The following is a 26,234-nucleotide window of genomic DNA, read 5'->3' on the forward strand; positions in this document are numbered from 1 at the left end:
CTGAGTGCTCAAGAGCGCTGGTTCGCCTTGTCGCTTTGATAGGCGCGGATCTGTTCAGACGGAACAGCCGAATAGGCTTTGCGGTAAAGCTTGGAGAACCGGCCCGGATTGGAGAAGTGAAGCTTGGCCGCCAGCTCCCTCACGGATGTCGCTTGTCCGCTGAGAATGATTTCATGCGCTGCAGCAATGCGGCCATTCAGCAAGACCTGGATTGGCGTGACACCGCGGCATTTGCGAAACAGCCGTTGCAAGGCACGAATATTGATGCCAACGGCATTGGCGATGTCTGTAATGCTGACAGGATTGCAAATGTTGTTGCGGACGAATTCTTCAGCGAGAGCCAACTGCTGTCGGGAGTCCCGTGAGAAGCTTGGCGTATCCGTGAACGCGCGTTGCGCAGGGATAGTGTTCTCGTCCGCACTCGGAGCGTCGGTGCGGGGATCTTTATGCCTGAAACTATAAGCCGTATCATCTGCCATTGTGGAATGCCTGATCGAGCGTGAAGGAAATCCGAACCCGTTTGGGAATACAATCTGGCGTGGAATAATTGTAGTCCTAAAACGCAGGATTGCATAACTAAATACTTCAGAGCGAGGGATTTGAAAATTAAACCTTAGTGCTACGTCCCGAAGCACCGTTGGTTGACAGCTGTCAACCACTACGAAACAGGAAAGAAGTAAGGCGCCGCGGAACACTCAGTTGACAGCTGTCAACGTCATATTGGCGATGGTAAAAATGCTCTTTTTCCGATTCATCGTTTGTAAACCACATTTCCATACAGTTTGAACGATTGCCAATATTTGTAAGCGAGTGCCAAATTGTCTCAGCGTAAACAGGCAGCCACGGCCGAACAGCGAATCCCCACGTTTTCCCGCCGCCACCTTCTGGCGGGTGCAGGTTCTATGGCTGTGCTCGGAATAACCGGCTGCACCCAAACGACCCTCGAACTGCCGGCTATGGATATAGACGCGATGCCGACTAGCGGCATACGGCCACAAATCAGCATTGATAAATCCGTGACAGTTCCGGAGGTCATGTACGCTGCAGTACAGGAGGGTCCTTACTCACTCCCTGCGGTTCCATATCAAAAGGTTCCAGTCCAGTTCCGGCGTCAGATTGTCGTCGATCCCACCGGCGAGCAACCGGGTACGATCGTGGTCCGCTTGCAGGAGCGCTTTCTTTATCTCGTCCAGCCGGGCGGTGATGCCATTCGCTATGGCGTCGGTATCGGCAAGGACGGCTTCCTTTGGAGCGGTCGCGCCAATATCCAATACAAAAAGGAATGGCCACGCTGGACGCCGCCACGTGAAATGATCCAGCGTAAGCCGGAATTGGCCAAATACCAGAATGGCATGGACCCCGGACCGCAAAACCCTCTGGGAGCCAGAGCCCTATATATTTTCAAGGATGGCGTCGATACCGGCTACCGGATTCACGGATCGCCAGAATGGTGGTCCATCGGCCAGTCGATGTCGTCCGGCTGCGTGCGTCTGATCAATCAGGATATCATCGATCTTTACAGTCGTGTCTCTGGAAAAGCGACTGTCGTGGTTGGCTAGACGCTCCAAACACGCTAATAATACAAACCATACTCCCAAGTGATTCATTTCCGATCTACACGCCGCGGTTGGCTACCCGCCCAGCAGAAGCCAAATTCGATATAGCTTCCGTTTAATCAATCGTTTACTATAATTTCAATGGTTTATGATTCTAGCGAGTTATCCCTCAAATATCTGCTTCAACCGGTCATTGCGGCCGAAGACGCGTTGGCGCGGCTTGACGACAGGGTCGGTCGCAAGAATGATCTCGGCCAAACGAATGGACACCGGTCGCGCGATGGACTTTTGCGCGAAAATGAGGGCTGGATCGAACGCTCGCATTTCATGGAGGCGTGCAATGCTCTCTGGCTGGCGGGGGAGCTTGTTCATGTCGAAGATCTGGTTCTTCATGATGCACGCATGGACATCCGCACCCCGACGCATGAGCTGACAAGGGCTCACGCCATTCTGCGTACGCGACGCCAGATTGCTGCAAGCCCGGCCGCCTGGGCATTCAGTTCCAGAGGACTTGCTAGTCTGCGCGGGCGGGCAACCAGCGAGTTTGCGGTGCTATCTGCCGCAAGCGTCCCAGCAATTGAACCGATTGCCGACGATGAGATCGAACTCAAATCCGACGCGGAAAACGCATTTGAAGACGAATTGGCGAAGTTAGACGCGTTGCTGGACCGTTCGTCGCGGCTGCTTGCGCAACCAGCAGAGGTTGGTGGGGGGAGGGGAGGGAGCAAACCTTCTCCGGCCGAGGTCACACCGGATGGTGACCCGTTGGTATACGACCCGGATTGGGATGAGGATGCGCGGATCGAGCGGTGGCTGGCGGTTCATGACCGGACCCGTGATTTGCCACCACTACTTGCGGCTGCAGTTGTCTGGGACGCATGGGAGGACATCGAACCGCTGCAACACCAGCACTGGCTGGGTCCAATGCTCGTGTCCGCCATGCTGAGAGAACGGGGCAAGACGAGATCGCATCTCGCAGCCTTCAACGCGGGATTGCGCTCCATTCCGCGCGACCGCCGCCGTGCGCGCGATCATACGACACGCCTCATTGCGTTTCTGGAAGCGGTTCAGGTATCGAGCATGACAAATCTGAAGGAAGTCGAGCGGCTGAGCCTTGCGCGGATGCAAATGGAACGAAAATTGAAGGATCGACGCTCCACATCAAGCCTTCCCGGCATGATCGATCTCATTCTATCGCGGCCCATGGTATCAACAGCTCTGATTGCCAAGGAATTGAAGGTTTCCCAGCGCGGGGCGCTCAATCTCGTCGGCGAACTTGGCGTGCGTGAAATGACGGGCAGGGGACGTTACCGCGCTTGGGGAATCGTCTGAAAACACACGGATAGATTGAAATTCCCATCCCTTTTTTGGTGTTTCTTGTGCAGGAACCGCAGATTGTCGTCCGGAAATCGTGGAGAGTTGTTCAACTTTTTCTTCCCGCTTTCTCGTCATCGAAACCATCCCCTTATCCGTTTCAAAAAATAGTTGATTATTTTAGTCATAAATACTAAGCCGCTACCAACCGAAGATGGCGCCGCTTGATGCAAGCCCAGTTGATCGACAAGTCGGGCCGTTGCGGCGAACGTAGTGAAGGATTGCGGAGCGATGCGACCAACCCCCAAAAAGCATTCAACAGCCGGCAATCTTGCGGCGGTACTGAGAATCGGGGCTTTGGGATGCGCGCTGATCATCTTCGACCCGACTGCGCCAATAGCCTATGCTCAAGACAATATGGCTCCAGCACCTCAGGCCGAGGTTGCACCACAGCCCCAACAGCAACCGGATCAAATACAGTCACCAGCCATGCAACCAACCCCACCAACGGAGGGCAGCCAACCCGGTCAGACGAGCGGAACGCTGCCACATAATCTCTCGCCATGGGGCATGTTCGTGGCGGCGGATTGGGTCGTCAAGGGCGTGATGATCGGCTTGGCTTTCGCATCACTGGTTACCTGGACAGTTTGGTTGGCAAAATCGCTTGAGCTTGCCGGAGCGAGAGTGCGCGCCTACCGCGCGCTCAACGCCATCGGCAATGCGCGCACGCTACTCGATGCCGAACGGTCGCTCGAAGGCCGTGGCGGCCCGGGGGCATCGCTTGTCAACGCGGCACGCGAGGAAGTGCGTCTTTCCCGTGAGGTTCAAGGTCATGCCAGTGCGGACGGTTTGAAGGAGCGCGTTGCCTCGCGCCTGTCGCGCATCGAGGCACAGGCAGGACGCCGCATGAGTCGCGGCACAGGAGTACTTGCAACCATCGGTTCAACTGCGCCCTTTGTCGGGCTATTCGGGACCGTGTGGGGCATCATGAATTCTTTCATCGGCATTTCGGAATCCCAAACGACCAATTTGGCGATCGTGGCGCCGGGCATTGCAGAAGCCCTTCTGGCGACGGCGATTGGCCTCGTCGCCGCTATTCCAGCCGTTGTGATCTACAATGTATTCGCGCGGTCGATCACCGGTTATCGGCAACTCCTCGCCGACGCGTCAGCGGGTGTCGAGCGGCTTGTCAGCCGCGATGTAGATTTTGCACTGGTGCCTTCCGTTCATCAGTCACGTGCGGCAGCAGAATAAGGGGCGATCATGGCTGGTGGCATCAGGCACAATGCGTCGGACGACGACCTCCAAGAAAATCACGAAATCAACGTGACACCGTTCATCGATGTCATGCTGGTCTTGCTCATTATTTTCATGGTGGCAGCGCCGCTGGCCACGGTCGACATCAATGTGGACCTGCCAGCTTCGACAGCAACCCCCGCGACCCGTCCCGACCAGCCGCTCTACCTGACGCTCAAGGAAGACAAGTCTATCGCAGTCGGTAACGAAACGATTTTGCGTGAGAAACTTGGCAGCTTTCTTGATCAGCGCACGCAGAGCGACAAGGAAACCCGGGTCTTTCTTCGTGCGGACCGGGCAGTCGACTACGGAGCCCTGATGGATTTGATGAATGGCCTGCGTGACAATGGGTATCTGAAGATCGCGCTGGTGGGCCTTGAAAGCGCTCCGTTACCACCAGAACCGGTCGACAAGGACATTCAGTAGTGCACCAACAGACAACCGCAAGCAGGAGAGGCTTGTTACGCCCAGATTGGCGCGAGGTTGGCCTTTGGTCTGTTGCGGGGTTTGTCGTCATCGGTATCCATGCGGGCGCCGCTTGGTACGTCCAAAACTATCAACCAGACGCACCCGCCAGCGATATTGCCGCGGCGGTAATGATCGATATGGAGCCGCTACCCGCGCCAGTGGTGTCCGAGCCCGTACAGGAAGAGCCGCCAGTCGAAGCTGAGCCAATAAAGCCCGACACGGTCGAGCAGGAATCGGCGGCGCCAGAGCCTGTACCGGAAGCTCGACCGGAACCGGAACAGACTGCTGAGCCGGTCAAGGAACTGACTCCGGAGCAGCCTGAACCCGAGATTGCGGAAGAGGTTCCGCCAGAGCCGGAAGTGACCGAGCCGCTCGACGAACAGATCGAAGAGGTTGTGGCACTGCCAAAGGTGGAGGTGCCCCTCCCGGTGGCTCGTCCAACACCGAAAAAGCCCGATGTTCCGAAGAAGCAGGTCGCCGAAAAAGTCGTACGCAAGCCAGCAAAGAAGGTCAGCACCGCGACGGTCGAAGACGAGATGCTTCGCGAAGCGAAGCAGCAACCAAGCGTATCGAGAGCCGCATCAGCTAGGCAATCGGAGACATGGCGCTCCAGGGTGCAGGCTTATTTGGCGCGTCGGGCAAGTCGTGCCCGTGCGGAAGGGCAGGGGACAGTCAGGATTCGTTTTGTGGTCACAAACGGGGGGGACATTGTTGCCTCGAGCGTCGTTAGCAGTTCGGGCATACCTCAGTTGGATCAGAGCGTCCTTGAAACAATTCGTCGGGCGTCGCCCGTTCCGTCAGCCCCGGCTGGCGTCGACGTATCGCGGCAAAGCTTCACTGTGCCTTTTCAGATAAGGTAACAGTTAATTTCCTAAGATCATCTCTGCGGCTTTTTCGGCGATCATGATCGTTGGTGAGTTTGTGTTTCCCGAGGTAATCGACGGCATGATCGAGGCATCGGCCACGCGCAGACCTTGAATACCGCGCACGCGCAATTGCGGATCGACGACCGAGTCCGGATCCGCACCCATGCGGCAGGTCCCAACGGGGTGGAAAATGGTCGTGCCAACGGCACCTGCGGCCTCGACCAGTTCCGCCTCGCTCTGGTATTGCGGGCCCGGCTTGAATTCCTCCGGTTTGAAGCGCTGCAACGGTTTTTGCGCCACAATGTTGCGCGTGATACGGATCGAATCCGCCGCGACACGACGATCACTTTCGGTGGTCAGATAGTTTGGTTGGATGGCAGGCTGAGAGCGATGATCCGGCGATTTGACATGCACCGAGCCACGGCTCTCCGGCCGCAGATTGCAGACACTCGCTGTGAATGCCGGGAAGGGGTGAACGTTTTCGCCAAACTTTTCCAGTGACAGAGGTTGCACATGGTATTGCAGGTTAGCTGTATCATATGAAGGATCAGACCGCGTAAAAACGCCAAGCTGGCTCGGCGCCATGGACATGGGTCCGGAGCGGCTGATGAGATATTCGAGTGCGATCGCAGCCTTGCCGAGAAGGCGGTTGGCCTTCTCATTGAGTGTCGGAATCCCGGTAACTTTGTAGGCGCAACGCAATTGCAGATGGTCCTGCAGGTTCTGCCCAACGTTGCGTCGTTCCAGAGCCACCTCAATGCCAGCTGCTCGCAGAACATCGCCGCGTCCGATCCCCGACAGTTCCAGGATGTGTGGCGAGCCTATGGAGCCCGCAGCCAGGATAACCTCGCGCCGGCATTGAATCGAACGGATGACGTCACTCTGTTCGAACTCAACGCCTTTGACAGCCAGCTCCTTCAAGAGCAGCTTGCGTACCTGCGCTCCAGTTTCGACTGTGAGGTTCGCTCGCCTGAGGGCAGGGCGCAAGAAGGCTTTGGCCGTGTTCCAGCGGATGCCGCGCCTCTGATTGACCTTGAAATAGGATGAACCTTCATTGTCGCCGCGATTGAAATCATCGGTGCGGGGGATGCCGGCAGCTTCAGCCGCATCCCGGAATGCGTCGAGGATATCCCAATGAAGTCGAGCTTCTTCCACACGCCATTCGCCACCCGAACCATGGAAATCGTCGGCGCCCAGGTAGTAGTCTTCCGATTTCTTGAAGTAAGGCAGGACATCATCCCAGCCCCAGCCGGTGCAACCGTCTTGTCGCCACAGGTCATAATCGCGCGCTTGGCCGCGCATATAAATCATGCCGTTGATCGAAGAGCAGCCGCCCAAAACCTTGCCACGCGGGTAGCTGAGCGAGCGGCCGTTTAGCCCGGCTTCTGCCTCGGTGGAGAAACACCAGTCCGTACGCGGATTGGAAATACAATAGAGGTAACCAACGGGAATATGAATCCAGTGATAATTGTCTTTGCCGCCAGCCTCGAGCAACAAAACAGAGACGTCCTTGTTTTCAGAGAGGCGATTGGCAAGTGTGCAGCCGGCGGTGCCTGCCCCGATAACGATATAGTCATAGGATGACATTTCAGTTGTCCGGCTTGCTCTCGAGTTTCTTGCCAAAGCGTGAGGCATAAAGTTCACCGATGATGCCGCGGCGAAATACGAGTACACAAACCATGAAGATGATGCCGGTGATCACCGTGACCGGAAACTCCGAGGTTGCGAGATAATTCTCGAGTGCCGCAACAAGCGCTGCACCAAAGATCGGTCCGACCAGCGTACCAATACCACCGAGCAGCGTCATCAACACGACTTCACCAGACATTTGCCAACTGACATCGGTGAGTGTGGCAAACTGGAAAACGATCGCCTTCAAGCCGCCCGCAAGCCCGGTTAACGCCGCTGACATGACGAAAGCCGCGAGCTTGTAACGTGCAACCGAATAGCCGAGAGAAATCGCGCGAGGTTCGTTTTCGCGTACGGATTTGAGGATCATGCCAAATGGCGAGTTGATGATGCGCCAGACAATGAACATGCCGATGAGGAATACGGCAAGCACGAAGAAGTACATGTTCAGCGGCTGATTGAGATCGATGAACCCAAGCAGATGCCCGCGCGGAACCCCCTGAATGCCGTCCTCTCCGTGGGTGAACGAAGCCTGTAGACAGAAAAATGCAAACATTTGTGCCAGGGCCAGCGTGATCATCGTTGAATATATGCCCTGACGCCGTATGGCAAAGAATCCAATGATCAATCCAAGGATCGCTGCGCCGGCCACACCGGCAAGAATGCCGAGTTCAGTCGGGAATCCCCATTCCTTGACCGCATGCGCTGTGAAGTAGGCAGCCCCGCCGAAGAAAGCGGCATGGCCGAAGGAAAGGATGCCCGTGTAGCCCAGCAGGAGATTGAAGGCGCAGGCAAAGAGCGCAAAGCACAGGACCTTCATCAGGAAGACCGGGTAAAAGTAGAAAGGCGCGAGGATCAAGCCCGCGATGCCGACGAGGATCAGCGTCGTTTCGGGAGTTAAAAAGCGTTGCTTTGGTGCGGATGTAACTGTGGCTTGGGTCATATCAGACATCCTTTCCGAACAGGCCCGCGGGCCGGACGAGCAGGACAATCGCCATGATGACGAAGATGACGATGCTCGACGCTTCCGGATAGAACACTTTGGTTAGTCCTTCGAAAATGCCGAGCATATAACCGGTGATGATGGCGCCAAGAATTGATCCCATGCCGCCAACCACGACCACGGCAAAGACCACGATGATCATGTTCGATCCCATAAGCGGACTAACCTGATAGATCGGCGCCGCCATGATGCCCGCGAGACCGGCGAGACCGGCGCCCAGTCCGTAGGTAAACGTTAGTAGCAGAGGCACGTTGATGCCGAATGCGCGTACCAGCGTTGGGTTCTCGGTCGCGGCGCGCAAATAGGAACCAAGCCGGGTCTTTTCGATCAACAGCCATGTGCCAAGGCATACGGCAAGCGAAGCGATGACGACCCAGGCGCGGTATTTCGGGAGGAACATGAAGCCAAGATTATAGCCGCCTGCCAGGGCGGGTGGCACGGCATAGGGTTGACCCGCCGCGCCATAATAATAACGGAATGTGCCCTCGAGGACGAGCGCGAGACCGAAGGTAAAAAGGAGGCCGTAGAGATGATCCAGGTTGTAAAGGCGCGAGAGAGCAACCCGCTCTATGAGAGCGCCGGCAAGACCTACGATCAATGGCGCCAGAACGAGCGCTGGCCAGTAACCGATACCGAGTTCAGCCAGCAGTAGATAGCCGACGAATGCGCCAATCATATATTGCGCGCCATGGGCGAAATTGATGACGCGCAAGAGCCCAAAAATGATGGCAAGGCCGAGGCTAAGCATGGCATAGAACGAGCCATTGATCAGGCCGATGAGAAGTTGTCCGAGGAAAGCTTGAACCGGAACGCCGAAAATCATAATCATGATCAGACTCCCAGCACTTCGTTCAGCATGTTCATGCGATCGGGCAGCTCCTTGACGTGGAAATTGTCGATGATCCTGCCATGGTCTACCACGTAGAAGCGGTCGGCAACCTTGCTGGCAAAACGGAAATTCTGTTCGACGAGAAGGATGGTCATGCCCCGTTGCTTCAGCGTCACCAGTACTTCGCCAATGCGCTGGACAATCACCGGAGCGAGGCCTTCGGTAGGCTCATCAAGAAGCAGGAGCTTGACGCCCGTGCGCAGGATGCGGGCAATTGCCAGCATCTGCTGCTCGCCGCCGGAAAGCTTGGTGCCGGGGCTATTGCGCCGCTCCTTGAGGTTCGGAAACAGCTCGTAAATCTCGACAATCGACATGCCGCCGTTGGCGACGATCGGCGGAAGATTGAGATTTTCGTCAACCGAGAGCGTGGCGAAAATGCCGCGTTCTTCCGGCACAAAACCGATGCCGGTATGGGCGGTGCGATGCAGCGGCACGCGCATCATATCCTTGCCGTTAAAGGTAATGGTGCCGGTGCGCTTGCGGATGATGCCCATGATGGAGCGCAATGTCGTGGTCTTGCCGACACCATTGCGGCCGAGCAAGGTGACAGTCTCGCCTTGATGGATGTCGAGGTTGACGCCATGCAACGCGTGACCTTCGCCATACCAGGCATGAAGGTCGCGGACAGACAGAAGCGGTTTTGCGTCACTCATGGTCGGTCCCCATATACGCGACGCGCACCCGTTCGTCCTGACTGACCGTGCGGTAGTCGCCGGAGGTGAGGATTTCGCCGCGCTGAAGCACGGTCACCTGGTCGCAGAGATCGGCGACCACTTTCAGATTGTGCTCGACCATCAGGATGGCGCGGTCCTTTGCCACCTCGCGAATGATATCGGAAACGATGTGCACATCTTCATGGCCCATGCCCGCCATCGGTTCATCGAGCAGCAGCACCTTTGGATCGAGCGCAAGCGTGGTAACGATCTCCAGTACGCGTTTGCGGCCATAGGAAAGATCAGCGGCGAGATTGTTGCGCGCGTCTTGCAGCCCGACAGCCTGGATCAGCTCCATCGCCCGTTCGTTCAGCCGGTTCAGTGCCCGTATAGGTAGCCAGAATTGAGTGGAGAGACCGCCGGGGCGCTGCAGGGCAACGCGGACATTGTCGAGAACGGTCAGATGCGGAAATACCGCAGAAATCTGGAAAGAACGGACCAGACCCATGCGGGCCACCCTGGCCGGGTCGGTCCTGGTGATATCATGATCAAGCAGCGTGATTGTTCCGCTCGATGGCTGCAGAAATTTGGTGAGGAGATTGAAGACCGTGGTCTTGCCGGCACCATTCGGCCCGATCAGTGCATGCACCTTGGCATGATGCACGTCGAGATCGACATTGTTGACGGCGACGAAGCCACCAAAATCACGGCGCAGGCCGCGGGCCGACAGGACGACCCGCGATCCTTGCCCTTCGGCAGCGCCGGGAGAGGATTGTCCTCCCCCGAACGCCATATTGGTCAATGAAGCGGTCATGCGTTACTGAACCAGCGGGCAGCCGCTTTCGGCTGGCTTGATATAGGCTTCATCTCCCGGAACAGTGGCCAGGACCTTATAGTAGTCCCAGGGCTGCTTGCTCTCATCCGGCTTCTTGACTTCCATAAGGTAGACGTCGCTGATCAGGCGGCCATTGGGGCCGACCTTGGCGCCGCGCCCGAAGACGTCGTCGACCGGCATTTCATGCATTGCAGCCGCGACCTTTTCGGTGTCGTCGGTGCCGACTTTCTGGATGGCCTTCAGATATTGCGTCACGCCTGAGTAAGTCGCGGCCTGGATCATGTTTGGCATGCGGCCGGTGCGCTTGAAGTATTTCTGGCCGAACTCACGCGATTGATCGTCGCGATCCCAGTAGAAGCTTTCGGTAAGGGTCAGCCCCTGCGCCGCCTCAAGGCCGAGGCCATTCACTTCGGCCAGAGTGAAGAGAAGCGCAGCAAGGCGCTGGCCGCCGGAGACGATGCCGAATTCCGCGGCCTGCTTGATAGCATTGGCGGTATCGAGGCCGGCATTGGCGAGGCCGATGACCTTGGCGCCGGAAGACTGCGCCTGCAACAGGAACGACGAATAGTCGGTCGTTGCCAAGGGATGGCGGACAGAGCCGACGACCTTGCCGCCCTTGGAGGTGACGAATTTAGAGGTCTGTTCCTCCAGTGAATAGCCGAAGGCATAATCGGCGGTCAGAAAGAACCAGGTGTTACCACCTTGGGCAACCAATGCACCACCGGTACCGACTGCAAGCGCGTGGGTATCATAGGCCCAATGGAAACCGTAGGGCGAGCACTGCTTTCCGGTCAGTTCCGTCGTGGCGGCTCCGGTGACAAGGTCAATCTTCTTCTTTTCCTTGGAAATGCCCTGCACAGCGAGCGCCACAGAGGAAGTGGTCAGTTCCATGATGGAGTCGACCTGTTCCGTGTCATACCACTGACGCGCAATATTGGAGGCGATATCGGGCTTGTTCTGATGGTCGGCTGTGATGATCTCGATTGGCGCATCAAGCACCTTGCCGCCGAAATCCTCGGCAGCCATCTTCGCCGCTTCATAGGACCATTTGCCGCCGAAATCCGCATAGACGCCGGACTGGTCGTTCAAGATGCCGATCTTGACCTTGCCGTCGGAAATCTCGGCACTTGCCGCGGGAATGACCGTGGCTGCCATCAAGGCCGCCGTTGCAATTGCGAGTAACTTCATTCGTATCTCCTCCCAAAGATTGACCGCTCACAGGATCATCACATGATGGCTGTCGCGGACGGAACGGTTCAATTGAAAACGTCGATAAGATGCCGCGGATCCCGCCCGCATCTCGCCGATTACTCATCCTCCTCAATCCGGCTATGAACTTCCAAGCCGGACAAATCTCAGCCCCATGATTGCCCTGTTTCTTCCGACCGGCAACCATGATGTCGAAAAAACTGTAACATTGACAAATAGGTACACAAACATCTATTTTTGCACATAATAGGTACAAAAATGTACAGGCGCGAAAAAGAGGGCGATGCGGCAGTTTACCTGGGACGATCTGCAATATTTTCTTGCGGTTGCACGGACTGGACAATTAACCACGGCAGCCCGCAGATTGCGCACCAATCACGTCACGGTTTCAAGGCGAATCGACAGGCTGGAAGAAGCCTTATCGGCGCGTCTGTTCGAGCGGAACCCGCGGGGTTATATCCTGACGGCGCTCGGCGAGAAGCTTATCGAGTCCGCCGAAATTGTGGAGCGCGAGGCTGATCGCTTCCAGAACGAGGCCTCGGGCGGAACGATTTCACTCAGCGGCGTAGTCCGCCTCAGCATATTGGAAGGTTTTGCCAATTTCTTCCTGGCTGACCGGCTGCCGCTGATGGCGCAGTCTTATCCAAGCCTCTCCATTGAAATGGTGACAATCCAGCAGATCGTGTCCTTGTCGCGACGTGAAGCGGATTTGTCGATCACGCTGCATGCGACGCGTACCGGCTCGTATCATCAGGAAAAGCTGATGCCCTACCGCCTGTTCATCTACGGGTCGCAGGATTATCTCTCCCGTCATCCGGCGATCAAACAGCAGGCCGACCTCTCCAACCATCGGTTTATCGGCTATATCGAAGACATGATCTTCACGCCAGGATTGGATTATATGCGCGAAATTTTGCCGGGACTGCGCGCGTCATACCAGAGCTCCAGCATTTTTGCCCAGCTCAGCGCGACACGATCAGGCTTCGGGCTGTGCATCCTGCCCTACTACATCGCCTGCAACTATCCAGAACTAATGCCGGTCATGCCGAAGCAGTTGCATCTCAATAGAGACTACTGGCTGATCTGCCATGAGGATATCGTCAACACGCCGCGGATACGGGTCCTCAGCAACTTCATCAAATCGGAACTGGAAAACCAGACCGTGACCTTTGCGGGTCAGCCACTTCTGGACTGATCAGGCGAAGCGACTGGGAGACAATTTCGAAAGGAGAGGCTCGATGCCGGTTTCCGGATCTCGTCCACGAATGAGCGCCGCCGCAAGCGTCGAGAGAGCAGGGGAGGTCTGGATACCGTAGCCGCCTTGTCCGGCCAGCCAGAAGAAACCATCGGCCTTGCTATCGAAACCCGCAACCGGTGTGCGATCTGGCGCGAATGTCCGCAGACCAGCCCAACTGCTCTCGACGCGCGTAACTGGGAACGTTACCGCCTGCTCAAACCGATAGAGCCCCTCGGCAAGAATCATGTCGTCAACGAAGGCGTCATGCGGTTCGACCGGCGTCTCATCGCAGGGGGAAACGAACAACCTGCCGCCATCCGGCTTCAAATACCACGTCTCATTCACATCATCGACTAGCGGCCAGTTCCGGGTATCGCACCCATGCGGTGCCGGAAGAACGGCGATCGAGCGACGCATGGGCGTCAGGCCGAGTGGATTGGCGCCGAACAGTCCGGCCGTCACGTCGGCCCAGGCACCAGACGCGTTGACAACGAAATTAGCAATGAACGTTCGATCCACTGTTTCAACGTGCCACGCCTCTGCTACACGTTTGGCGCTGAGCACTTCTGCATTGGTGAAGAGTTTGACCCCAAGCGCCGATGCCTTGCGCAGCCATCCTTGATGCAAGGCATTGACATCAATGTCTTGCGCGTCATGCTGGTATGCCGCCGCCTTCACGTAATCGCGGTTCAGGATCGGAACCATCGAAAGAGCGCGATCGACGTTAACTGCCTCCACGCCAGTGCCATCGCGCACGAATTCTTCGCAAGCCTCGACGCCGCTTTCATCCGCAACCGTCAGGCAGCCGCGTGGGGTGAGGAGGGGGCCGGGAAAGAGACTGACATCGCGGTGTTCGAACATCGGGGCGCTGGCATGGTTAAGCCTGCGAATAACGTCATTGCCGTAGTTGGGAAGGAAGATGGCAGCGGAGCGGCCGGTGGAATGATAGCCGGGCTGACTTTCACGCTCAAGAATCACGACCCTATGTGTGTCGGCCAATGCGGTTGCAACACCAACACCGGCGATACCAGCCCCAATAACGAGAACATCCGTTTCAACTGTTTCGCTCATGCTGGATTCAAATCTTTCAGATAGGGATTGTCGCCGATTGACGCAGCGAAGGTGGCAAGATCGATATCCGCAAACATCAAATGTTCCGCCGTATCCTCGCAGGCTACAATCAGACTGCCATCGGGCGCGGCAATGCGCGATTTGCCGGCAAATGTAAAGCGGTCGTCCGCCCCGGCATGATTTATGTAGGCGATGAAAATCTGGTTTTCGAAAGCGCGAACCTGAATCATGTGATTTGCGATGAAGGTTCCGGAAGGGCCGGCGGGGAGGGCCGTCGGTACGAGAACCGCGTTGACGCCACCTAGCGCAAGGCGGCGAACATTTTCCGGAAACTCCACATCATAGCAAATGAGCATGCCGAGCTTCAGCCCGCCCAATTCAACAATGCAATTGACGGGCTTGGCAGGTTTGAACAGGGACCGTTCATAGTCGCCGTAGAGATGCGACTTGCGGTAGATCGACGGTTTGTTCTCGCTGTTTATAAATGCGGCGCTGTTGTAGACATCTGCCCCGTCCCGCTCGGCAAAACCGGCAATGATCGCGATACCGTTTGTTCGCGAGATACTTTGTAGCGCCCTTATCTGATTGCCGTTCGCGGGCTCCGCCAATGTCGTGATTGCATCACCGGCGCCGTAGCCGGTGATGCAAAGTTCAGGTGTGATCAGAAGTTCAGCACCGGACTTGGCGGCCTCGATAGCAGCGTGTTCGATCCGTGCGAGGTTCGCTTGCACATTGCCTGGGACCGATTGCATTTGTAGCGCTGCAAATTTCATGAATCATCCGAAGCCATGGCACCGAGCAATTTAGGCAGATCGCCGAACTTCGCAACCAGCGAGAAGATCGTAGCGGCGGTGGCGACGAAGAGGATCGTGACGGAAGCCATCGTTGGTGTATAGCCGTAGCGCAGTGCGTTGAAAATCTTGATCGGCAGCGTCTCTAGGGTGAAGCCCACTGTCATATAGGCGACGATATACTCATTGAGCGACAGCACGAAGGCGAAGGCATAGCCGGAAACCAGATAAGGCAGGATCAGCGGCAGAATGACGGTGCGAAAGATAGTGCGGTCATTGGCGCCCATCGTTGCTGCCGCCTCGACGAAGGAACGGTCGATGGCCGAGAATCCGAGCGACAGCGTGACCAGCGGCAAGGTGACAAAGAAGATCGCGTGGCTGATGACCGCTGTCCACGGTTGGCCGTAGAACCCGGTCGTCGCCCAAAAGGTGAGAAGCCCAAGCGCGGTGATAACTGGCGGCAGGGTGAACGGTGCAATGCCGAGCACCTGGAAGATGTTCGCCCAGGGGGCAATGCGCCGCCAGAGGAACCATGAGAGCGGCAACGCAATCAGTACCGCCAATGCTGCGGATGTCGTGGCCAGAACCACAGAGGCGACAAGCGCCGCGCGCCATTCGGGATTGGCAAATATCTCGCCGTACCAGCTGAGCGAAAAACCCTGCGGCGGAAATGCCAGCGTCTGTTTGGCATTGACTGAAACACCGGCCACCACGATCAGGGGAAGGGCTAGAAAAAGACCGATTACCAGGAAGTAAAAGCGCTTGAGCCAGTGGATCATGCCTTTTCTCCCTTGCGACCGATGAGCAATGTCAGCCCCACTAGCCCGAGGGTGACGAGCACTAGAAACACAGCCATCGCTGCCGCAAACGGCATGTTCGATTGATAGATCGCCTGATCGGTAATGAGCACCGACAACGTCCAATGCTGCGGACGGCCCAGAATTTGCGGCAGTAGGTAGGAACCGAGTGCGAAGATGAACACCATGATCAGTGTCGCCATGATGGTGTTGCGCAACGCAGGCACCAATACATTGAAAAAGGCGCGAATTGGTGAAGAACCCAGCGTTCGCGCCGCTTCCATCAAGGTTGGATCAAGCCGGATGATGGCGGGATAGAGAACGAGGATGGTATATGGCAGGGCCTGATAGACCATGCCGGTGAGTACAGCGCCGAAACTCGGAAACAGCGCTACAGGCTGTGCCAACACACCGATCTTCACCAGCAGATTACTGAGGCCTGCGGTGCGCGACAGCAATGTAGACCAGGCAAAACCGATGATGACTTCCGAGAGCGAAAGCACGGAGAGCAACGCCACAAGCCAGAACACCTGCAGGCGGCGCGAGAGCTTGGTCAGGAGATAGGTGAAGGGCAGAGCCAGCACGACGCAGCAGATGGCGACCGTTATAGCCAGCATCAGCGAGAAGCCGAGCACCCCGCCGAAGAAGGCACTGAGAAAGCGCTCATAATTGGATAAGACGAACGCTGGCGTATAGAAGCCGCCCTCCTGACGCTGAAAGAAGCTAACGGCGATCATCGTGCCGAAGGGCACGACGAAGAAGAGCAGCAACATTCCTGCCGGAAAGAATAGCGGACCGTAATCGGCGATCGATTGAGGGGGCTCGCGCTTCATTGCTTCAGCACCACGCAAACATCAGGTGAGAGCACGATACCGACTGCTTGTCCGGCAACGACTTCGGGTCGCTCGCGCGGTGTTGACACGGCGATAATCTGCTTGCCGCCCGCTTCAACAAAAGTCTCGATCGTGCCGCCGAGATCGCGGACGAACGTTACTGTCCCATCAATTGCGCCGTTGCCGGGCGCGGTCAGGTGAACGTCTTCAGGACGTACAGAAATAGTAGCTTTTTGTGTGCCGGCTGGCAGGGTAAGGCCCTGGACCCGGTGACCGAATATAGTCGCTGCACCGGAACTGTCGGCTTGAGTTTCGATCAGGTTTGTGGAGCCGATAAAATCGGCAACGAAAGTATCAGCCGGCTTGCGGTAGATTTCGATCGGCGAGGCAGCCTGCCTGATGTGCCCGCCGTTCATGACAACGACCGTATCGGCCATGGTCATTGCCTCGCGCTGATCGTGGGTGACGACGATAGTAGTAATGCCGAGCTTTTGCTGGAGCTGGCGCAACTCCACTTGCATGGCCTCACGCAGTTTTGCATCGAGTGCGGAAAGTGGTTCATCGAGCAGGAAGAGTTTCGGTGAGAGAGCGAGAGCTCGGGCGATGGCCACACGCTGACGCTGTCCGCCGGACAATTTGGACACAGGCCTATCGCCAAATCCCGAAAGATGTATCAGCGTGAGAAGCTCGTCGACACGCTTCTGCTGGTCTTCCCGGGGGGCGCCGCGAATGCGCAGCGGATAAGCGATATTCTCGCCAACACTCAAATGCGGAAACAACGCGAGCGACTGGAACACCATGCCGAGATTGCGCTTGTGCGTCGGGACCCTGGTAATGTCTGCGCTATCGAGCAGGATGGCACCATTTGTCGGATCTTCAAGCCCGGCGATCATGCGCAACAGCGTGGTCTTGCCACAGCCCGATGGTCCAAGCATGCAAACGAAAGTGCCATGCGGCACCGAAAGCTGAACGTTCTCGACCGCCGTAAAGGCGCCGAATTGCTTGGTGACGTTATTCAAAACCAGCCCGGACATCGATCCTCACACTGTTCAACTGCAAAAGGAATGCCACCCGTTGCGTCCAAGCAACGGGTGGTGAGCGTCGAAAATTAGCCGACGATCAACTCAGTCCATTTCTGGTTCAGCCAGTCGGACTTGGTTGTATACAGGTCATAACGCGGAATGATTGGCTCGATAGCCGAAGACACCGAGGCGAATTCTTTGTCGGTGAGATCAAGCAACTCACGCTTGACTGTCGGCGCAGTACCAACCTTGCGCGACAGTGTCGCCTGAATGGCGGGCTGGCTCATATAGTCGATGAAGATATGGGCTTCCTCAACCTTCTTCGATGCGCGCGACAGTGCCCAGCAACCGGAGTCCTGAACGCCGCCTTCCTTCGGGAATGTAGAGCGAACCGGATGACCTTCAGATGCGGCAAGGCCGGTGACGTCATGGTAGTACTGACCCATCGGAATTTCCCCAGACTTCAGCGATTGTTCGAACTGTGCTTCGTCGCGGTACCACAGGCGGACATTCGGCTTGACCTCAGCCAGCTTGTCGAACGCCTTCAACAGGCCTTCTTCCGTGTCGAGAGCGTTTGTGCCACCGAAGAACGTCTTTGCGGTGATTTCCAGTAGGAAGGAGTTGGAAACCAAGGCGAGCAGGCCAAGTTTGTCGGCGTTCGCCTTGTCCCAGAAGACAGCCCAGGAGTCCGGTGCTTCCTTGTAGACATCGGTGTTGGTGACGAGCGTGATGTACCACGCAACAGCGCCAACGCCTGCCACGCCCCCATCGGGGTATTTATTGATGAAGTGGTCGATCAGGTTCTTCGCGTTCGGGATTTTTGCCATGTCGAGCGGCGTCCACAGCTTGGTCGTCTGTCCCTTCAGCATGGCGACTTGCGACATCATCGAAATATCCGCTGGTGCCGCACCGGCTTTCGCGGCTTGCTCAAGTTGCACCAGCCAGGCTTCACCCGTCGGCTCGGCTACCGATTCAATAGCGATGCCGGTTGCCTTGGTAAAATCAGGGAAGATATTCTTGTCGAAGGAATCCTTGAAGTAACCGCCATAGACGCCGACCTTCAGCGACTTGTCCTGGGCTCGCAAGATGTTCGGCATGGCAAGGATGGCGGCGCCCATCACGCCAGCACCAAGCACCGTCCGGCGGCTGACGTTCTTTTTCAGTATATTGTCCATAGTCATATCTCCTTTTCTGACAGCCAGTTTTCTGGCCAATTCCCACTTTTGTTTTGTTCGGCTGCTCGCCAATCAATGCTGGTTTGCGGCTCGAAGCTCCAATATCTTTGTATAGCGCGTCAGCGGATAGCACAGAACAAAATAGATCAATGCTACCAGCCCATAGACGGTAAAAGGTTCAAAAGTAGCGTTGTTGATCGCATTCGAGGTTCTGACCAGTTCTTCAAAACCAATGATCGATGTCAGCGCAGTGCTCTTGATCAACTGTACCAGAAAGCCCACCGTGGGCGCGCGGGTGATTGCGAATGCCTGCGGCAGGATGATGAGCCGTAGCTGCGCCACATAATGCAAACCGAGGCTGCTTCCCGCATCCCATTGGCCGCTCGGCAATGACTGTACCCCGCCGCGCCATATCTCGGCGAGGAAGGCGCTGGCGCACAAGGTCAGACCGAGCACCGCAGCAGTCCATGCTTCGATGCGGAAGCCCAAAAGCGGCAGTCCGAAGAACAGGAGAAACAGCTGCATCAGAAGCGGCGTTCCCTGGAAGAGGCCGATGTAATATTCGGCGGCGCGCCGCAGCCAGCGGCGCTTCGATATGCGCAGCAACAAGATCGCCATCCCAGCAATCGCACCGCCGGCGAAGGCAACGATTGAGAGCAGTATCGTCCAGCGGGCTGCCAGCAGGAGGTTGCGCACTATATCCCAGAAGGTGAACTCGATCATGCCATGCCTCCGGCAATCGCGCGCCGTCCCGCTGCGAACAGCAGACGGCGCAGGCCGATGCTCATCCCGAGATAGACCAAAGTCACAACGAAGTAAGTCTCGAAGGCGCGGAACGTCCGTGCCTGCAGCATGTCCGCCTCATAGGTGAGTTCACGCACGGCGATCTGCGAAACGACAGCGGACTCCAGCATCATGATGACGATCTGACTGGTGAGGGCTGGGAAGATAACCTTCAGCGCCTGCGGCAGGATGATCTTGACGAATACCAGCCACGGCCGCAAACCCAGCGCTGCGGCGGCCTCCTTTTGGCCCTTGGGCACGGCATCCAGGCCGGAGCCGACGATCTCCGTGGTGTAGGCAGCCATATTCAAAGTCATCGCCAGCATGGCCGCGACGACTGGATCCAGCCTGATGCCAAGCCGGGGCAAGCCGAAGAAGATGAAGAACAGCTGCACCAGAAAAGGTGTGTTGCGTATAAGCTCGACATAGGCGGCAATGGCATTGCGCAAGATCGGATAGCGGCTGCGCCGTGCAGCCGCTCCGAAAATGCTGAAGATCGTGCCGGCGACCGAGGTCACGGCGATCAGGAAGATCGTCATGGCGGCGCCACTGGCGATCATGCCGACCGCGCCGTTCAACCAGCCAAAGTCGAGCGTATAGCCCACCAAATCAATCCTTGAGGTTGGCAGGGTTGAGCGGTGTCTTCAGCCAAGCCTCCGAGCTCTTGTTAAGGCTGCCATCGGCGAGCATCTTAGCGACGGTATCGTTGATCGCCTGCTTGAGACGGTCTTCTTTCTTGTTGAGCGCGATATGCGAGGGCGACGTCAGCAACTGAAACTTCTGCTCTGGTGCAAGGGCTTCCTGACGGGAGAGAACCTGCGCGCCGACATCATTGCCAACCACCATCAACTGGGTCTGGCCCGAGATGAAGGCCTGAATCACCGAGTTGTAATTGTCGAAGCGTTTTACATCGGCAGAGGCCGGAACCACCTCGGTCAGGGATGTGTCTTCAAGTGTGCCACGATTGACCGCGATACTCTTGCCTGCGAGGTCGTCCTTGTTCTTTACTTCAAGGGCTTTCGGCCCGATCACGGCAATGTAATAAGGGGCATAGGCAGCAGCAAAATCGATGACCTGTTCGCGCTCCTTGCTATAGCCGACGCTCATGAGCAGATCGACGCGATGTTCGGTCAAATATGGAATGCGGTTCTGTCCGGTGACGCTGACCGGAACGAGCTTGACCTTCAGTGCGTCGGCGAGAGCCTGAGCCACGTCCATGTCGTAGCCCTTGAGCGTCATGTCGGCGCTGGCTGAGGAGAATGGCGGGAAATCGGCAAAGACGCCGACATTGAGCACGCCAGCCTTGGTGATGTCGTCGATCGCATCCGCATTGGCTGCGTTTGTGGCAATGCCTACAGTAGCGCTACTGATCAGTAACAGCGCCACAAGGGATGATCGCAGTGTGGTATAGATTGTCATTTGTATTCCCCTTCATTGTTATATTTGACTGAGACAATCCGGCTCTATGCCATCTTCGGCCTCATCGTTCGTTCGCTTGATAATTCCACCGGCATCAGCGCTTGCCCTGAACAAACGGGCTGAACACCATCAGGCTGAGAATTTCAAACAGTACCTGTGCACCGGCATGGGCGGTGTTTGTCGTTGCGTCATATTGCGGCGCGACTTCCACCACATCGCCGCCAACAAGATTGATGCCCTTGAGACCGCGAATGAGCTCAAGGACTTCGCGCGTCGTCAAGCCGCCGACTTCCGGCGTGCCAGTGCCCGGTGCAAAGCTTGGATCGAGGCTGTCTATGTCAAAGGAGAGGTAGGTCGGACCATCGCCGACGATTGCCCGTGCTTTCTCGATGACGGCGGGAATACCGAGCCCCGTCACTTCTTCCGCATGAATGACGGTCATTCCGGACTCATAGGAGAACTCCCACAAATATTCCGCCGAACCACGAATGCCAATCTGGATCGTGCGGCTCGGATCGAGCACGCCGTCGAGGACCGCATTGCGGAAGGGGCCGCCATGATGGAATTTCGTCTGGTCGAAGGCACCACCCGTGTCGCAATGAGCATCGATATGGATCATGCCGACCGGCCGCTTCTTGCCGATAGCTTTCATGATCGGATGAGTGATCGAATGGTCGCCGCCGACGGAAAGCGGCACGACGCCGGCGTCGACGATCTGGTTGATGCGGCGTTCGATGTCGTCATGACTCTGCTCGAGCCGGTAGCGGCTGGCAAACGGCACATCGCCAATATCGGCAACGCGCAGGTCAAACACCGGCGCGCATTCGAGAACATGATTGTAAGGTCCGATGCGTTCAATCGTGCGCAGCGCCCGTGGACCAAAGCGTGAACCTGTGCGGTTAGTAACACCGAGGTCCATCGGTACGCCGACAATGGCGACCTGGAGATTGCCAAAATCCGGATTGGTACCATCAACGGGCATATAGGGAGCAGTCAGAAAGGTAGGGACGCCGGCATAAGGAGCAAGGCGAGTACCGCTCTTGGAAAATATCTTGTCTGCGACCTTACGGAATGTTGGATCAAGCAGCTCACCGCCATGGCTCTCGCCATATTTTGCGCGCAGTTCATTCAGCTTTTTCTCATCCCATGATGCCATGACAGTGTCCCTTAGTCGTCGTCCGCGGGGATAGGAAAGGATTCGGCTTGTACGGCTGTTGGATAAATCCGTCGCTATCTGTTCCCCGGGCATTTTGCCTCGTTGAGCGTATTATCGTTGCAAAACGGACGGAAAAGCAATTGACATTGTTATAGCTTATCGTGTGAATAAATCTCACATGACTTTTGGACGTTTGACAGCTAATGGAAACCTATGACCCAAGGTCGTTTGCCCCCGCTCAACCCGTTGCGCGCCTTCGAGGCGACCGCACGGCATGGCTCTGTAACCGCCGCCGCGCGCGAGCTCAATGTCACGCATGGCGCGATCAGCCATCAGATAAAGGCGCTTGAGGCGACGCTCGACGTTCAACTGTTTGAGCGCGGCGCGCAACGGCTGAAGCTGACACCGCAGGGTGCGCTCCTATTGCCGACAGTATCCAAGGCATTCGAGGACATTGCCGCGACGACTGCGCTGATCAAGCGCCCGACGACGAGTGGTGAACTCACGGTCACGTGCGTGCCGGCGCTGCTTTCGCTTTGGCTAATTCCCCGGATGAACCAGTTCACCGAGCAATATCCGGATATCAGGCTGACCCTCATCGCGTCGAATGAATCCACTCACCTCTATACAGCGGATGTCGATGTCTGCGTGCTCTATGGTCACGGCAATTGGACCGATTGCTGGGTACGTCTCTGGACCACCCTGAAACTTTTCCCTGTCGCCAGCCCGACTTTGCTCAACATGCGTCCGCTGCGATCCGTGCGCGATCTGCGCAATCACGTTCTCCTGCATGGCGATGATGGACGCGAGTGGAACACCTGGCTGGCCGCCGCCGACGCGACGGAGCACGCGAGCGGTGCGCAGCACTTCATGAGTGATGCACGGCTCTCCACTGAGGCTGCGGTTTACAGTCAGGGTGTGGCGCTGGGCGATACGATCACAGCAAGCAATCTCATTGCCAAAGGTGAGCTCATCGTGCCTTTCGATCTTACGGTGCCCGCCAATAATGCCTTTTATGTTGCGTGCCGCAACGAGGTGCGTAACGCGCCCATCGTCAAGGTCTTCATCGATTGGCTTTTTGCCTCGCTGGAGACCGACACGATCACCGAACCGCAAACTTCGGCGCGCAGGATCATCCGGCGCCGCAACGGCAAGATCAGCGGGCCGGAACGTTTGGTGTCGCCGCCATCCATACCTTCAACCCGTCCGAAACGTCCCGATCGCGCCCAGAAGCGCCGGGCCAAGATTGATATCCGATAGGACTTTTGCCCATGACTGCTGCTGTGCTCAATTCGCTGGTCACTCGCCTGTCACCGCCACCGATACCGGCCGTGCAAGCATGGGGCAAATCCTATAGCGGCGGCCACGGTCCTTTGATCGATCTGTCTCAGGCCGTCCCCGGTTACCCGCCGCATGCGGATATGTTGCGTTGGCTGGGTGAGGCGGCCTCGTCGCTCGCGTATGCGAATTACGGGCCGATCGAGGGTGAGTCTGCGTTGCGTGAGGCTTATGCGGCGCACGTTTCGGAGCTTTATGGTGCGAACGTCACAGGTGGCAATATCCATATAACCTCCGGTTGCAATCAAGCGTTCATCTGTGCGGTAATAGCTGTTGCGGCGGCGGGCGACGCGGTTTTGATGAGCGATCCATTCTACTTCAATCACGAGACGACGCTGTCAATGCTCGGGATCAAAACAGGCTTTGTCGCGTGCGATTCTGCCAATGGTTTCGTTCCCACGGTGGAAGCCGTCGAACGTGCCCTGACGCCCGACGTTCGTGCCCTTGCACTGGTAACGCCTAACAATCCGACGGGAGCCATTTATCCGCCCGCTCAGTTGAAAGCTATTTTCGATGTCTGCCGGAATAACGGAATCTGGCTCATTCTCGATGAAACCTATCGCGATTTCCTGCCCGAGGGTTTCGGTTCGCCACATGGTCTTCTTGCGGAAGAGGGCTGGCAGGACAATTTGATCCAACTATATAGTTTCTCGAAGTCCTTCTGCATTCCCGGGCATCGGCTGGGCGCCTTGACCGCCGGCGAAAACGTCGTTGAAGAGATAGCCAAGATCATGGACAATTTGCAAATCTGCGCGCCGCGTGCTGCGCAAGGCGCGGTCGCGCGGGCCTTGCCAGCGCTCGCCGAATGGCGGGCAGGCAACCGGCTGGAAATCGAGGCGCGCGCCAAGGCATTGTCCGAAGTGATGACAGGTCTTGATGGCTGGAAGCTGGAAGCGATCGGCGCTTACTTCGCCTTCATCCGTCACCCATTTGAAGGCAGGACCTCAACGGATGTCGCCGAGCAACTGGCGAAGCGTGCTGGAGTTCTAAGCATCCCAGGCGAATACTTCGGCGCCGAGCACGCTCGATTTCTCCGCTTTGCCTTTGCCAATGCCGATGCCGCTACGATCCGGCAATTGCGTGGCCGCATGCTGGATTTCCACCTTTAGACAATCAATAACCCAGCGCCTCACCCGATCCTGATCGGCTGTCGATGGCGCCGTTGTAGCGTGCGCCCTTTCCCTCTTCGATGTCGGCGAGGCTTTCGCCGCCAACCAGAATACCGGCCGCCTGCCCCCAGATCGTCCAGTTTTTGTCGATCTCGACATCATGGCCCATGTCAGACAGGACTTTGCGCGTGTCGGCGGAAAGCGCGTAGGGCTCCATATAGACCTTGTCGGGCAGCCATTGATGGTGAATGCGCGGCGCATCGATGGCTTCTTGGATGTTCATGCCGTGATCAATGACATTGATGATTGCTTCGAGCGTGATGGTAATAATGCGAGCGCCGCCCGGACTGCCGATGACCATGAATGGCCTTCCATCTTTCGAAATGATGGTCGGGCTCATCGAGGATAGCGGTGTCTTCTTCGGTTGGATGGCGTTGGCTTCTCCCTGCACCAGCCCATAGAGGTTGGGCGCACCGGGCTTAGCAGTGAAATCATCCATTTCGTTGTTAAGCAGTATGCCAGTCCCCGGCGCGACAACCCCGGCACCGAAGGAGCCGTTGAGCGTATAGGTGACAGCCACCGCATTCCCCTCATCGTCGACGATGGAATAATGTGTGGTCTCCTTGCTCTCACCGAAGCCCTTCGGCATGAGTTGCTGCGACACGCCAGCCTTGAACGGGCTGATCTTCCCGCGGATTTCCTTGGCGTATTGCTTGTCGAGCAATTTCTTCACCGGATTGTCCACGAAATCCGGATCACCAAGCGATGTGTTGCGATCGACATAGGCATAGCGCATCGCTTCGACCATGGCGTGGACAGTCTCAGCTGAGCCATATCCGAGGTAACCCAGCGGATAGCCCTCAAGAATATTGAGTATCTCGCAAATGATCACGCCACCTGAGCTGGGAGGTGGCGACGAGACAATGTCATAGCCGCGATAATTGCATTTGACCGGCTCCAGTTCGCGCACGGAGTATTGTTCGAAATCGGCCTTGGCCAGAATACCGCCCGTTGCCTGACTGGCTTTCACGATGGCATCCGCAGTCGGCCCCTTGTAGAAAGCATCCGGGCCTTTCTCCGAGATGGCGGATAGTGTTGCAGCCAGATCGGATTGGCTCAGTGTTTCGCCGATCGCGTAGGACTTACCATCAGGCTTCAGGAAAATCTCAGCTGCCGCTTTGTCCTTGGCGAGTTTCTTGGTACCGCCCTGGAGCGAGGTGATATCGCCTTGATCAAGTACAAAACCGTCCCGTGCAAAGCGGATCGCCGGCCCCATCAGTTCCTCCCGCGACTTGCTGCCATATTTGGCTCGAGCCGTTTCAAAACCGAGGACGGAGCCGGGCACGCCTACCGCAAGATAACCGTCGGTGCTCAGACCCTTGACCATATTGCCCTTGTCATCAAGATACATGGTCTTGGTCGAACCAAGTGGTGCGCGCTCGCGGAAATCAAGGAAGGTGGTTTTTCCATCCTTCAGGCGGATGGTCATGAAGCCGCCGCCGCCAATATTGCCGGCTGTCGGATAAACGACCGCCAGCGCATAGCCGACCGCCACAGCTGCATCGACGGCGTTGCCGCCGTTCTTCAACACGTCCACACCAACCTGCGAAGCCAGATGCTGCGCGGTGACGACCATGCCGTGATTGGCCTTCACCGGTTCCGGCGACGCCGCAAACGCCGTTACGGCGGGGATAAGGCCGAAGCTCAGCGCTACGGCAAACACATCAGTTCTCCAAGAGCGATAGTCCATGATCGTCCCTTCCAATGAAAATGACAGCGTCGCGT

General features: G+C 56.9%; 25 protein-coding genes and 1 pseudogene. 8 read left to right on the forward strand and 18 right to left on the reverse strand.

The window, feature by feature from the left end:
- Nucleotides 1-8: 8 nt before the first annotated feature.
- Entirely contained in the window at nt 9-479 is a 471-nt protein-coding gene (locus ACSQ3H_RS31235; RefSeq protein WP_436120915.1) for a helix-turn-helix transcriptional regulator, read from the reverse strand.
- Nucleotides 480-902: 423 nt separating this feature from the next.
- On the opposite strand from ACSQ3H_RS31235, the gene ACSQ3H_RS31240 reads away from it, so the two are divergent.
- The 5 genes from ACSQ3H_RS31240 (at nt 903) to ACSQ3H_RS31260 (ending at nt 5,494) form a co-directional block, all read left to right on the forward strand.
- On the forward strand, nt 903-1,559 hold the full coding sequence (locus tag ACSQ3H_RS31240; protein WP_436121109.1) for a L,D-transpeptidase: 657 nt from the start codon (nt 903-905) through the stop codon (nt 1,557-1,559).
- Nucleotides 1,560-1,697: 138 nt separating this feature from the next.
- Nucleotides 1,698-2,888 carry an RHE_PE00001 family protein gene (locus ACSQ3H_RS31245; RefSeq protein ID WP_436120916.1) on the forward strand — a complete coding sequence of 397 codons (1,191 nt, stop codon included), beginning with the start codon at nt 1,698-1,700 and terminating at the stop codon, nt 2,886-2,888.
- A 273-nt stretch (nt 2,889-3,161) separates the two neighbouring features.
- On the forward strand, nt 3,162-4,124 hold the full coding sequence (exbB, locus tag ACSQ3H_RS31250) for a tonB-system energizer ExbB (protein WP_436120917.1): 963 nt from the start codon (nt 3,162-3,164) through the stop codon (nt 4,122-4,124).
- Between the two features lie 9 nt (nt 4,125-4,133).
- The gene (gene exbD / locus ACSQ3H_RS31255) at nt 4,134-4,592 is read left to right on the forward strand and encodes a TonB system transport protein ExbD (RefSeq protein WP_436120918.1); all 459 of its coding nucleotides are present in this window, start codon (nt 4,134-4,136) and stop codon (nt 4,590-4,592) included.
- Between the two features lie 32 nt (nt 4,593-4,624).
- Nucleotides 4,625-5,494 carry a TonB family protein gene (locus tag ACSQ3H_RS31260; RefSeq protein ID WP_436120919.1) on the forward strand — a complete coding sequence of 290 codons (870 nt, stop codon included), beginning with the start codon at nt 4,625-4,627 and terminating at the stop codon, nt 5,492-5,494.
- 3 nt (nt 5,495-5,497) lie between these two features.
- On the opposite strand, the gene ACSQ3H_RS31265 is transcribed toward ACSQ3H_RS31260, so the two are convergent.
- The 6 genes and pseudogenes from ACSQ3H_RS31265 to ACSQ3H_RS31290 all read right to left on the reverse strand — a co-directional run bounded on the left by ACSQ3H_RS31265 (nt 5,498) and on the right by ACSQ3H_RS31290 (nt 11,697).
- Nucleotides 5,498-7,087 (reverse strand): GMC family oxidoreductase, encoded by a 1,590-nt coding sequence (locus ACSQ3H_RS31265; protein WP_436120920.1) that lies wholly within the window; start codon nt 7,085-7,087, stop codon nt 5,498-5,500.
- Between the two features lies 1 nt (nt 7,088).
- Nucleotides 7,089-7,991: pseudogene (locus ACSQ3H_RS31270) on the reverse strand (branched-chain amino acid ABC transporter permease); the annotation flags it as partial.
- Nucleotides 7,992-8,073: 82 nt separating this feature from the next.
- Nucleotides 8,074-8,961, reverse strand: coding sequence for a branched-chain amino acid ABC transporter permease (locus ACSQ3H_RS31275; RefSeq protein ID WP_436120921.1), 888 nt, complete (start codon nt 8,959-8,961; stop codon nt 8,074-8,076).
- A 2-nt stretch (nt 8,962-8,963) separates the two neighbouring features.
- A complete protein-coding gene (locus tag ACSQ3H_RS31280) occupies nt 8,964-9,674 on the reverse strand; it encodes an ABC transporter ATP-binding protein (protein WP_436120922.1) in 711 nt (236 codons plus the stop codon).
- Nucleotides 9,667-10,467 (reverse strand): ABC transporter ATP-binding protein, encoded by an 801-nt coding sequence (locus ACSQ3H_RS31285; RefSeq protein ID WP_436121110.1) that lies wholly within the window; start codon nt 10,465-10,467, stop codon nt 9,667-9,669. The genes ACSQ3H_RS31280 and ACSQ3H_RS31285 overlap by 8 nt, the downstream gene beginning before the upstream one ends.
- A gap of 24 nt (nt 10,468-10,491) precedes the next feature.
- The gene (locus ACSQ3H_RS31290) at nt 10,492-11,697 is read right to left on the reverse strand and encodes an ABC transporter substrate-binding protein (protein ID WP_436120923.1); all 1,206 of its coding nucleotides are present in this window, start codon (nt 11,695-11,697) and stop codon (nt 10,492-10,494) included.
- A 304-nt stretch (nt 11,698-12,001) separates the two neighbouring features.
- Here ACSQ3H_RS31290 and ACSQ3H_RS31295 point away from each other — a divergent pair, with 304 nt between their 5' ends.
- Nucleotides 12,002-12,913 (forward strand): LysR family transcriptional regulator, encoded by a 912-nt coding sequence (locus ACSQ3H_RS31295; protein WP_436120924.1) that lies wholly within the window; start codon nt 12,002-12,004, stop codon nt 12,911-12,913.
- Here the strand turns inward: ACSQ3H_RS31295 and ACSQ3H_RS31300 are convergent, their stop codons facing one another.
- The 10 genes from ACSQ3H_RS31300 to speB form a co-directional block, all read right to left on the reverse strand.
- A complete protein-coding gene (locus tag ACSQ3H_RS31300; RefSeq protein WP_436120925.1) occupies nt 12,914-14,026 on the reverse strand; it encodes an NAD(P)/FAD-dependent oxidoreductase in 1,113 nt (370 codons plus the stop codon).
- The gene (locus ACSQ3H_RS31305) at nt 14,023-14,799 is read right to left on the reverse strand and encodes a carbon-nitrogen hydrolase family protein (protein ID WP_436120926.1); all 777 of its coding nucleotides are present in this window, start codon (nt 14,797-14,799) and stop codon (nt 14,023-14,025) included. Before ACSQ3H_RS31305 ends, ACSQ3H_RS31300 begins: the two co-directional genes overlap by 4 nt.
- The gene (locus tag ACSQ3H_RS31310; protein ID WP_436120927.1) at nt 14,796-15,596 is read right to left on the reverse strand and encodes an ABC transporter permease; all 801 of its coding nucleotides are present in this window, start codon (nt 15,594-15,596) and stop codon (nt 14,796-14,798) included. Before ACSQ3H_RS31310 ends, ACSQ3H_RS31305 begins: the two co-directional genes overlap by 4 nt.
- Nucleotides 15,593-16,447 (reverse strand): ABC transporter permease, encoded by an 855-nt coding sequence (locus tag ACSQ3H_RS31315; RefSeq protein ID WP_436120928.1) that lies wholly within the window; start codon nt 16,445-16,447, stop codon nt 15,593-15,595. The genes ACSQ3H_RS31310 and ACSQ3H_RS31315 overlap by 4 nt, the downstream gene beginning before the upstream one ends.
- A complete protein-coding gene (locus ACSQ3H_RS31320) occupies nt 16,444-17,481 on the reverse strand; it encodes an ABC transporter ATP-binding protein (RefSeq protein ID WP_436120929.1) in 1,038 nt (345 codons plus the stop codon). Before ACSQ3H_RS31320 ends, ACSQ3H_RS31315 begins: the two co-directional genes overlap by 4 nt.
- A 74-nt stretch (nt 17,482-17,555) precedes the next feature.
- Nucleotides 17,556-18,644, reverse strand: coding sequence for an ABC transporter substrate-binding protein (locus tag ACSQ3H_RS31325; protein ID WP_436120930.1), 1,089 nt, complete (start codon nt 18,642-18,644; stop codon nt 17,556-17,558).
- A gap of 72 nt (nt 18,645-18,716) precedes the next feature.
- Nucleotides 18,717-19,367, reverse strand: a complete 651-nt coding sequence (locus ACSQ3H_RS31330; protein ID WP_436120931.1) for an amino acid ABC transporter permease — start codon at nt 19,365-19,367, stop codon at nt 18,717-18,719.
- On the reverse strand, nt 19,364-20,032 hold the full coding sequence (locus ACSQ3H_RS31335; protein WP_436120932.1) for an amino acid ABC transporter permease: 669 nt from the start codon (nt 20,030-20,032) through the stop codon (nt 19,364-19,366). The genes ACSQ3H_RS31330 and ACSQ3H_RS31335 overlap by 4 nt, the downstream gene beginning before the upstream one ends.
- 4 nt (nt 20,033-20,036) lie before the next feature.
- On the reverse strand, nt 20,037-20,846 hold the full coding sequence (locus tag ACSQ3H_RS31340; RefSeq protein ID WP_436120933.1) for a transporter substrate-binding domain-containing protein: 810 nt from the start codon (nt 20,844-20,846) through the stop codon (nt 20,037-20,039).
- A 94-nt stretch (nt 20,847-20,940) separates the two neighbouring features.
- On the reverse strand, nt 20,941-22,002 hold the full coding sequence (gene speB, locus ACSQ3H_RS31345) for an agmatinase (RefSeq protein ID WP_436120934.1): 1,062 nt from the start codon (nt 22,000-22,002) through the stop codon (nt 20,941-20,943).
- Between the two features lie 213 nt (nt 22,003-22,215).
- Here speB and gcvA point away from each other — a divergent pair, with 213 nt between their 5' ends.
- Together gcvA and ACSQ3H_RS31355 are read left to right on the forward strand one after the other, a co-directional pair.
- Nucleotides 22,216-23,262 (forward strand): transcriptional regulator GcvA, encoded by a 1,047-nt coding sequence (gene gcvA, locus ACSQ3H_RS31350; RefSeq protein ID WP_436120935.1) that lies wholly within the window; start codon nt 22,216-22,218, stop codon nt 23,260-23,262.
- 11 nt (nt 23,263-23,273) lie between these two features.
- Nucleotides 23,274-24,449, forward strand: coding sequence for an aminotransferase (locus ACSQ3H_RS31355; protein ID WP_436120936.1), 1,176 nt, complete (start codon nt 23,274-23,276; stop codon nt 24,447-24,449).
- Nucleotides 24,450-24,453: 4 nt separating this feature from the next.
- Here ACSQ3H_RS31355 and ggt read toward each other — a convergent pair whose 3' ends face one another.
- Nucleotides 24,454-26,199 (reverse strand): gamma-glutamyltransferase, encoded by a 1,746-nt coding sequence (gene ggt / locus ACSQ3H_RS31360; RefSeq protein ID WP_436120937.1) that lies wholly within the window; start codon nt 26,197-26,199, stop codon nt 24,454-24,456.
- Nucleotides 26,200-26,234: the final 35 nt, after the last annotated feature.

This window comes from Phyllobacterium sp. LjRoot231 (genome assembly GCF_964253365.1).
Lineage (GTDB): Bacteria > Pseudomonadota > Alphaproteobacteria > Rhizobiales > Rhizobiaceae > Phyllobacterium.

Coding starts and splice junctions, on each gene's coding strand:
- ACSQ3H_RS31305 (WP_436120926.1), bottom strand. CDS start 14,799: ATGAAATTTGCAGCGCTACAAATGCAATCGGTCCCAGGCAATGTGCAA.
- ACSQ3H_RS31285 (WP_436121110.1), bottom strand. CDS start 10,467: ATGGCGTTCGGGGGAGGACAATCCTCTCCCGGCGCTGCCGAAGGGCAA.
- ACSQ3H_RS31300 (WP_436120925.1), bottom strand. CDS start 14,026: ATGAGCGAAACAGTTGAAACGGATGTTCTCGTTATTGGGGCTGGTATC.
- ACSQ3H_RS31235 (WP_436120915.1), bottom strand. CDS start 479: ATGGCAGATGATACGGCTTATAGTTTCAGGCATAAAGATCCCCGCACC.
- ACSQ3H_RS31295 (WP_436120924.1), top strand. CDS start 12,002: ATGCGGCAGTTTACCTGGGACGATCTGCAATATTTTCTTGCGGTTGCA.
- ACSQ3H_RS31340 (WP_436120933.1), bottom strand. CDS start 20,846: ATGACAATCTATACCACACTGCGATCATCCCTTGTGGCGCTGTTACTG.
- exbB (WP_436120917.1), top strand. CDS start 3,162: ATGCGACCAACCCCCAAAAAGCATTCAACAGCCGGCAATCTTGCGGCG.
- speB (WP_436120934.1), bottom strand. CDS start 22,002: ATGGCATCATGGGATGAGAAAAAGCTGAATGAACTGCGCGCAAAATAT.
- ACSQ3H_RS31290 (WP_436120923.1), bottom strand. CDS start 11,697: ATGAAGTTACTCGCAATTGCAACGGCGGCCTTGATGGCAGCCACGGTC.
- gcvA (WP_436120935.1), top strand. CDS start 22,216: ATGACCCAAGGTCGTTTGCCCCCGCTCAACCCGTTGCGCGCCTTCGAG.
- ggt (WP_436120937.1), bottom strand. CDS start 26,199: ATGGACTATCGCTCTTGGAGAACTGATGTGTTTGCCGTAGCGCTGAGC.
- ACSQ3H_RS31330 (WP_436120931.1), bottom strand. CDS start 19,367: ATGATCGAGTTCACCTTCTGGGATATAGTGCGCAACCTCCTGCTGGCA.
- ACSQ3H_RS31275 (WP_436120921.1), bottom strand. CDS start 8,961: ATGATTATGATTTTCGGCGTTCCGGTTCAAGCTTTCCTCGGACAACTT.
- ACSQ3H_RS31265 (WP_436120920.1), bottom strand. CDS start 7,087: ATGTCATCCTATGACTATATCGTTATCGGGGCAGGCACCGCCGGCTGC.
- ACSQ3H_RS31310 (WP_436120927.1), bottom strand. CDS start 15,596: ATGATCCACTGGCTCAAGCGCTTTTACTTCCTGGTAATCGGTCTTTTT.
- ACSQ3H_RS31355 (WP_436120936.1), top strand. CDS start 23,274: ATGACTGCTGCTGTGCTCAATTCGCTGGTCACTCGCCTGTCACCGCCA.
- ACSQ3H_RS31280 (WP_436120922.1), bottom strand. CDS start 9,674: ATGAGTGACGCAAAACCGCTTCTGTCTGTCCGCGACCTTCATGCCTGG.
- ACSQ3H_RS31240 (WP_436121109.1), top strand. CDS start 903: ATGGCTGTGCTCGGAATAACCGGCTGCACCCAAACGACCCTCGAACTG.
- ACSQ3H_RS31320 (WP_436120929.1), bottom strand. CDS start 17,481: ATGTCCGGGCTGGTTTTGAATAACGTCACCAAGCAATTCGGCGCCTTT.
- exbD (WP_436120918.1), top strand. CDS start 4,134: ATGGCTGGTGGCATCAGGCACAATGCGTCGGACGACGACCTCCAAGAA.
- ACSQ3H_RS31245 (WP_436120916.1), top strand. CDS start 1,698: ATGGTTTATGATTCTAGCGAGTTATCCCTCAAATATCTGCTTCAACCG.
- ACSQ3H_RS31325 (WP_436120930.1), bottom strand. CDS start 18,644: ATGGACAATATACTGAAAAAGAACGTCAGCCGCCGGACGGTGCTTGGT.
- ACSQ3H_RS31315 (WP_436120928.1), bottom strand. CDS start 16,447: ATGAAGCGCGAGCCCCCTCAATCGATCGCCGATTACGGTCCGCTATTC.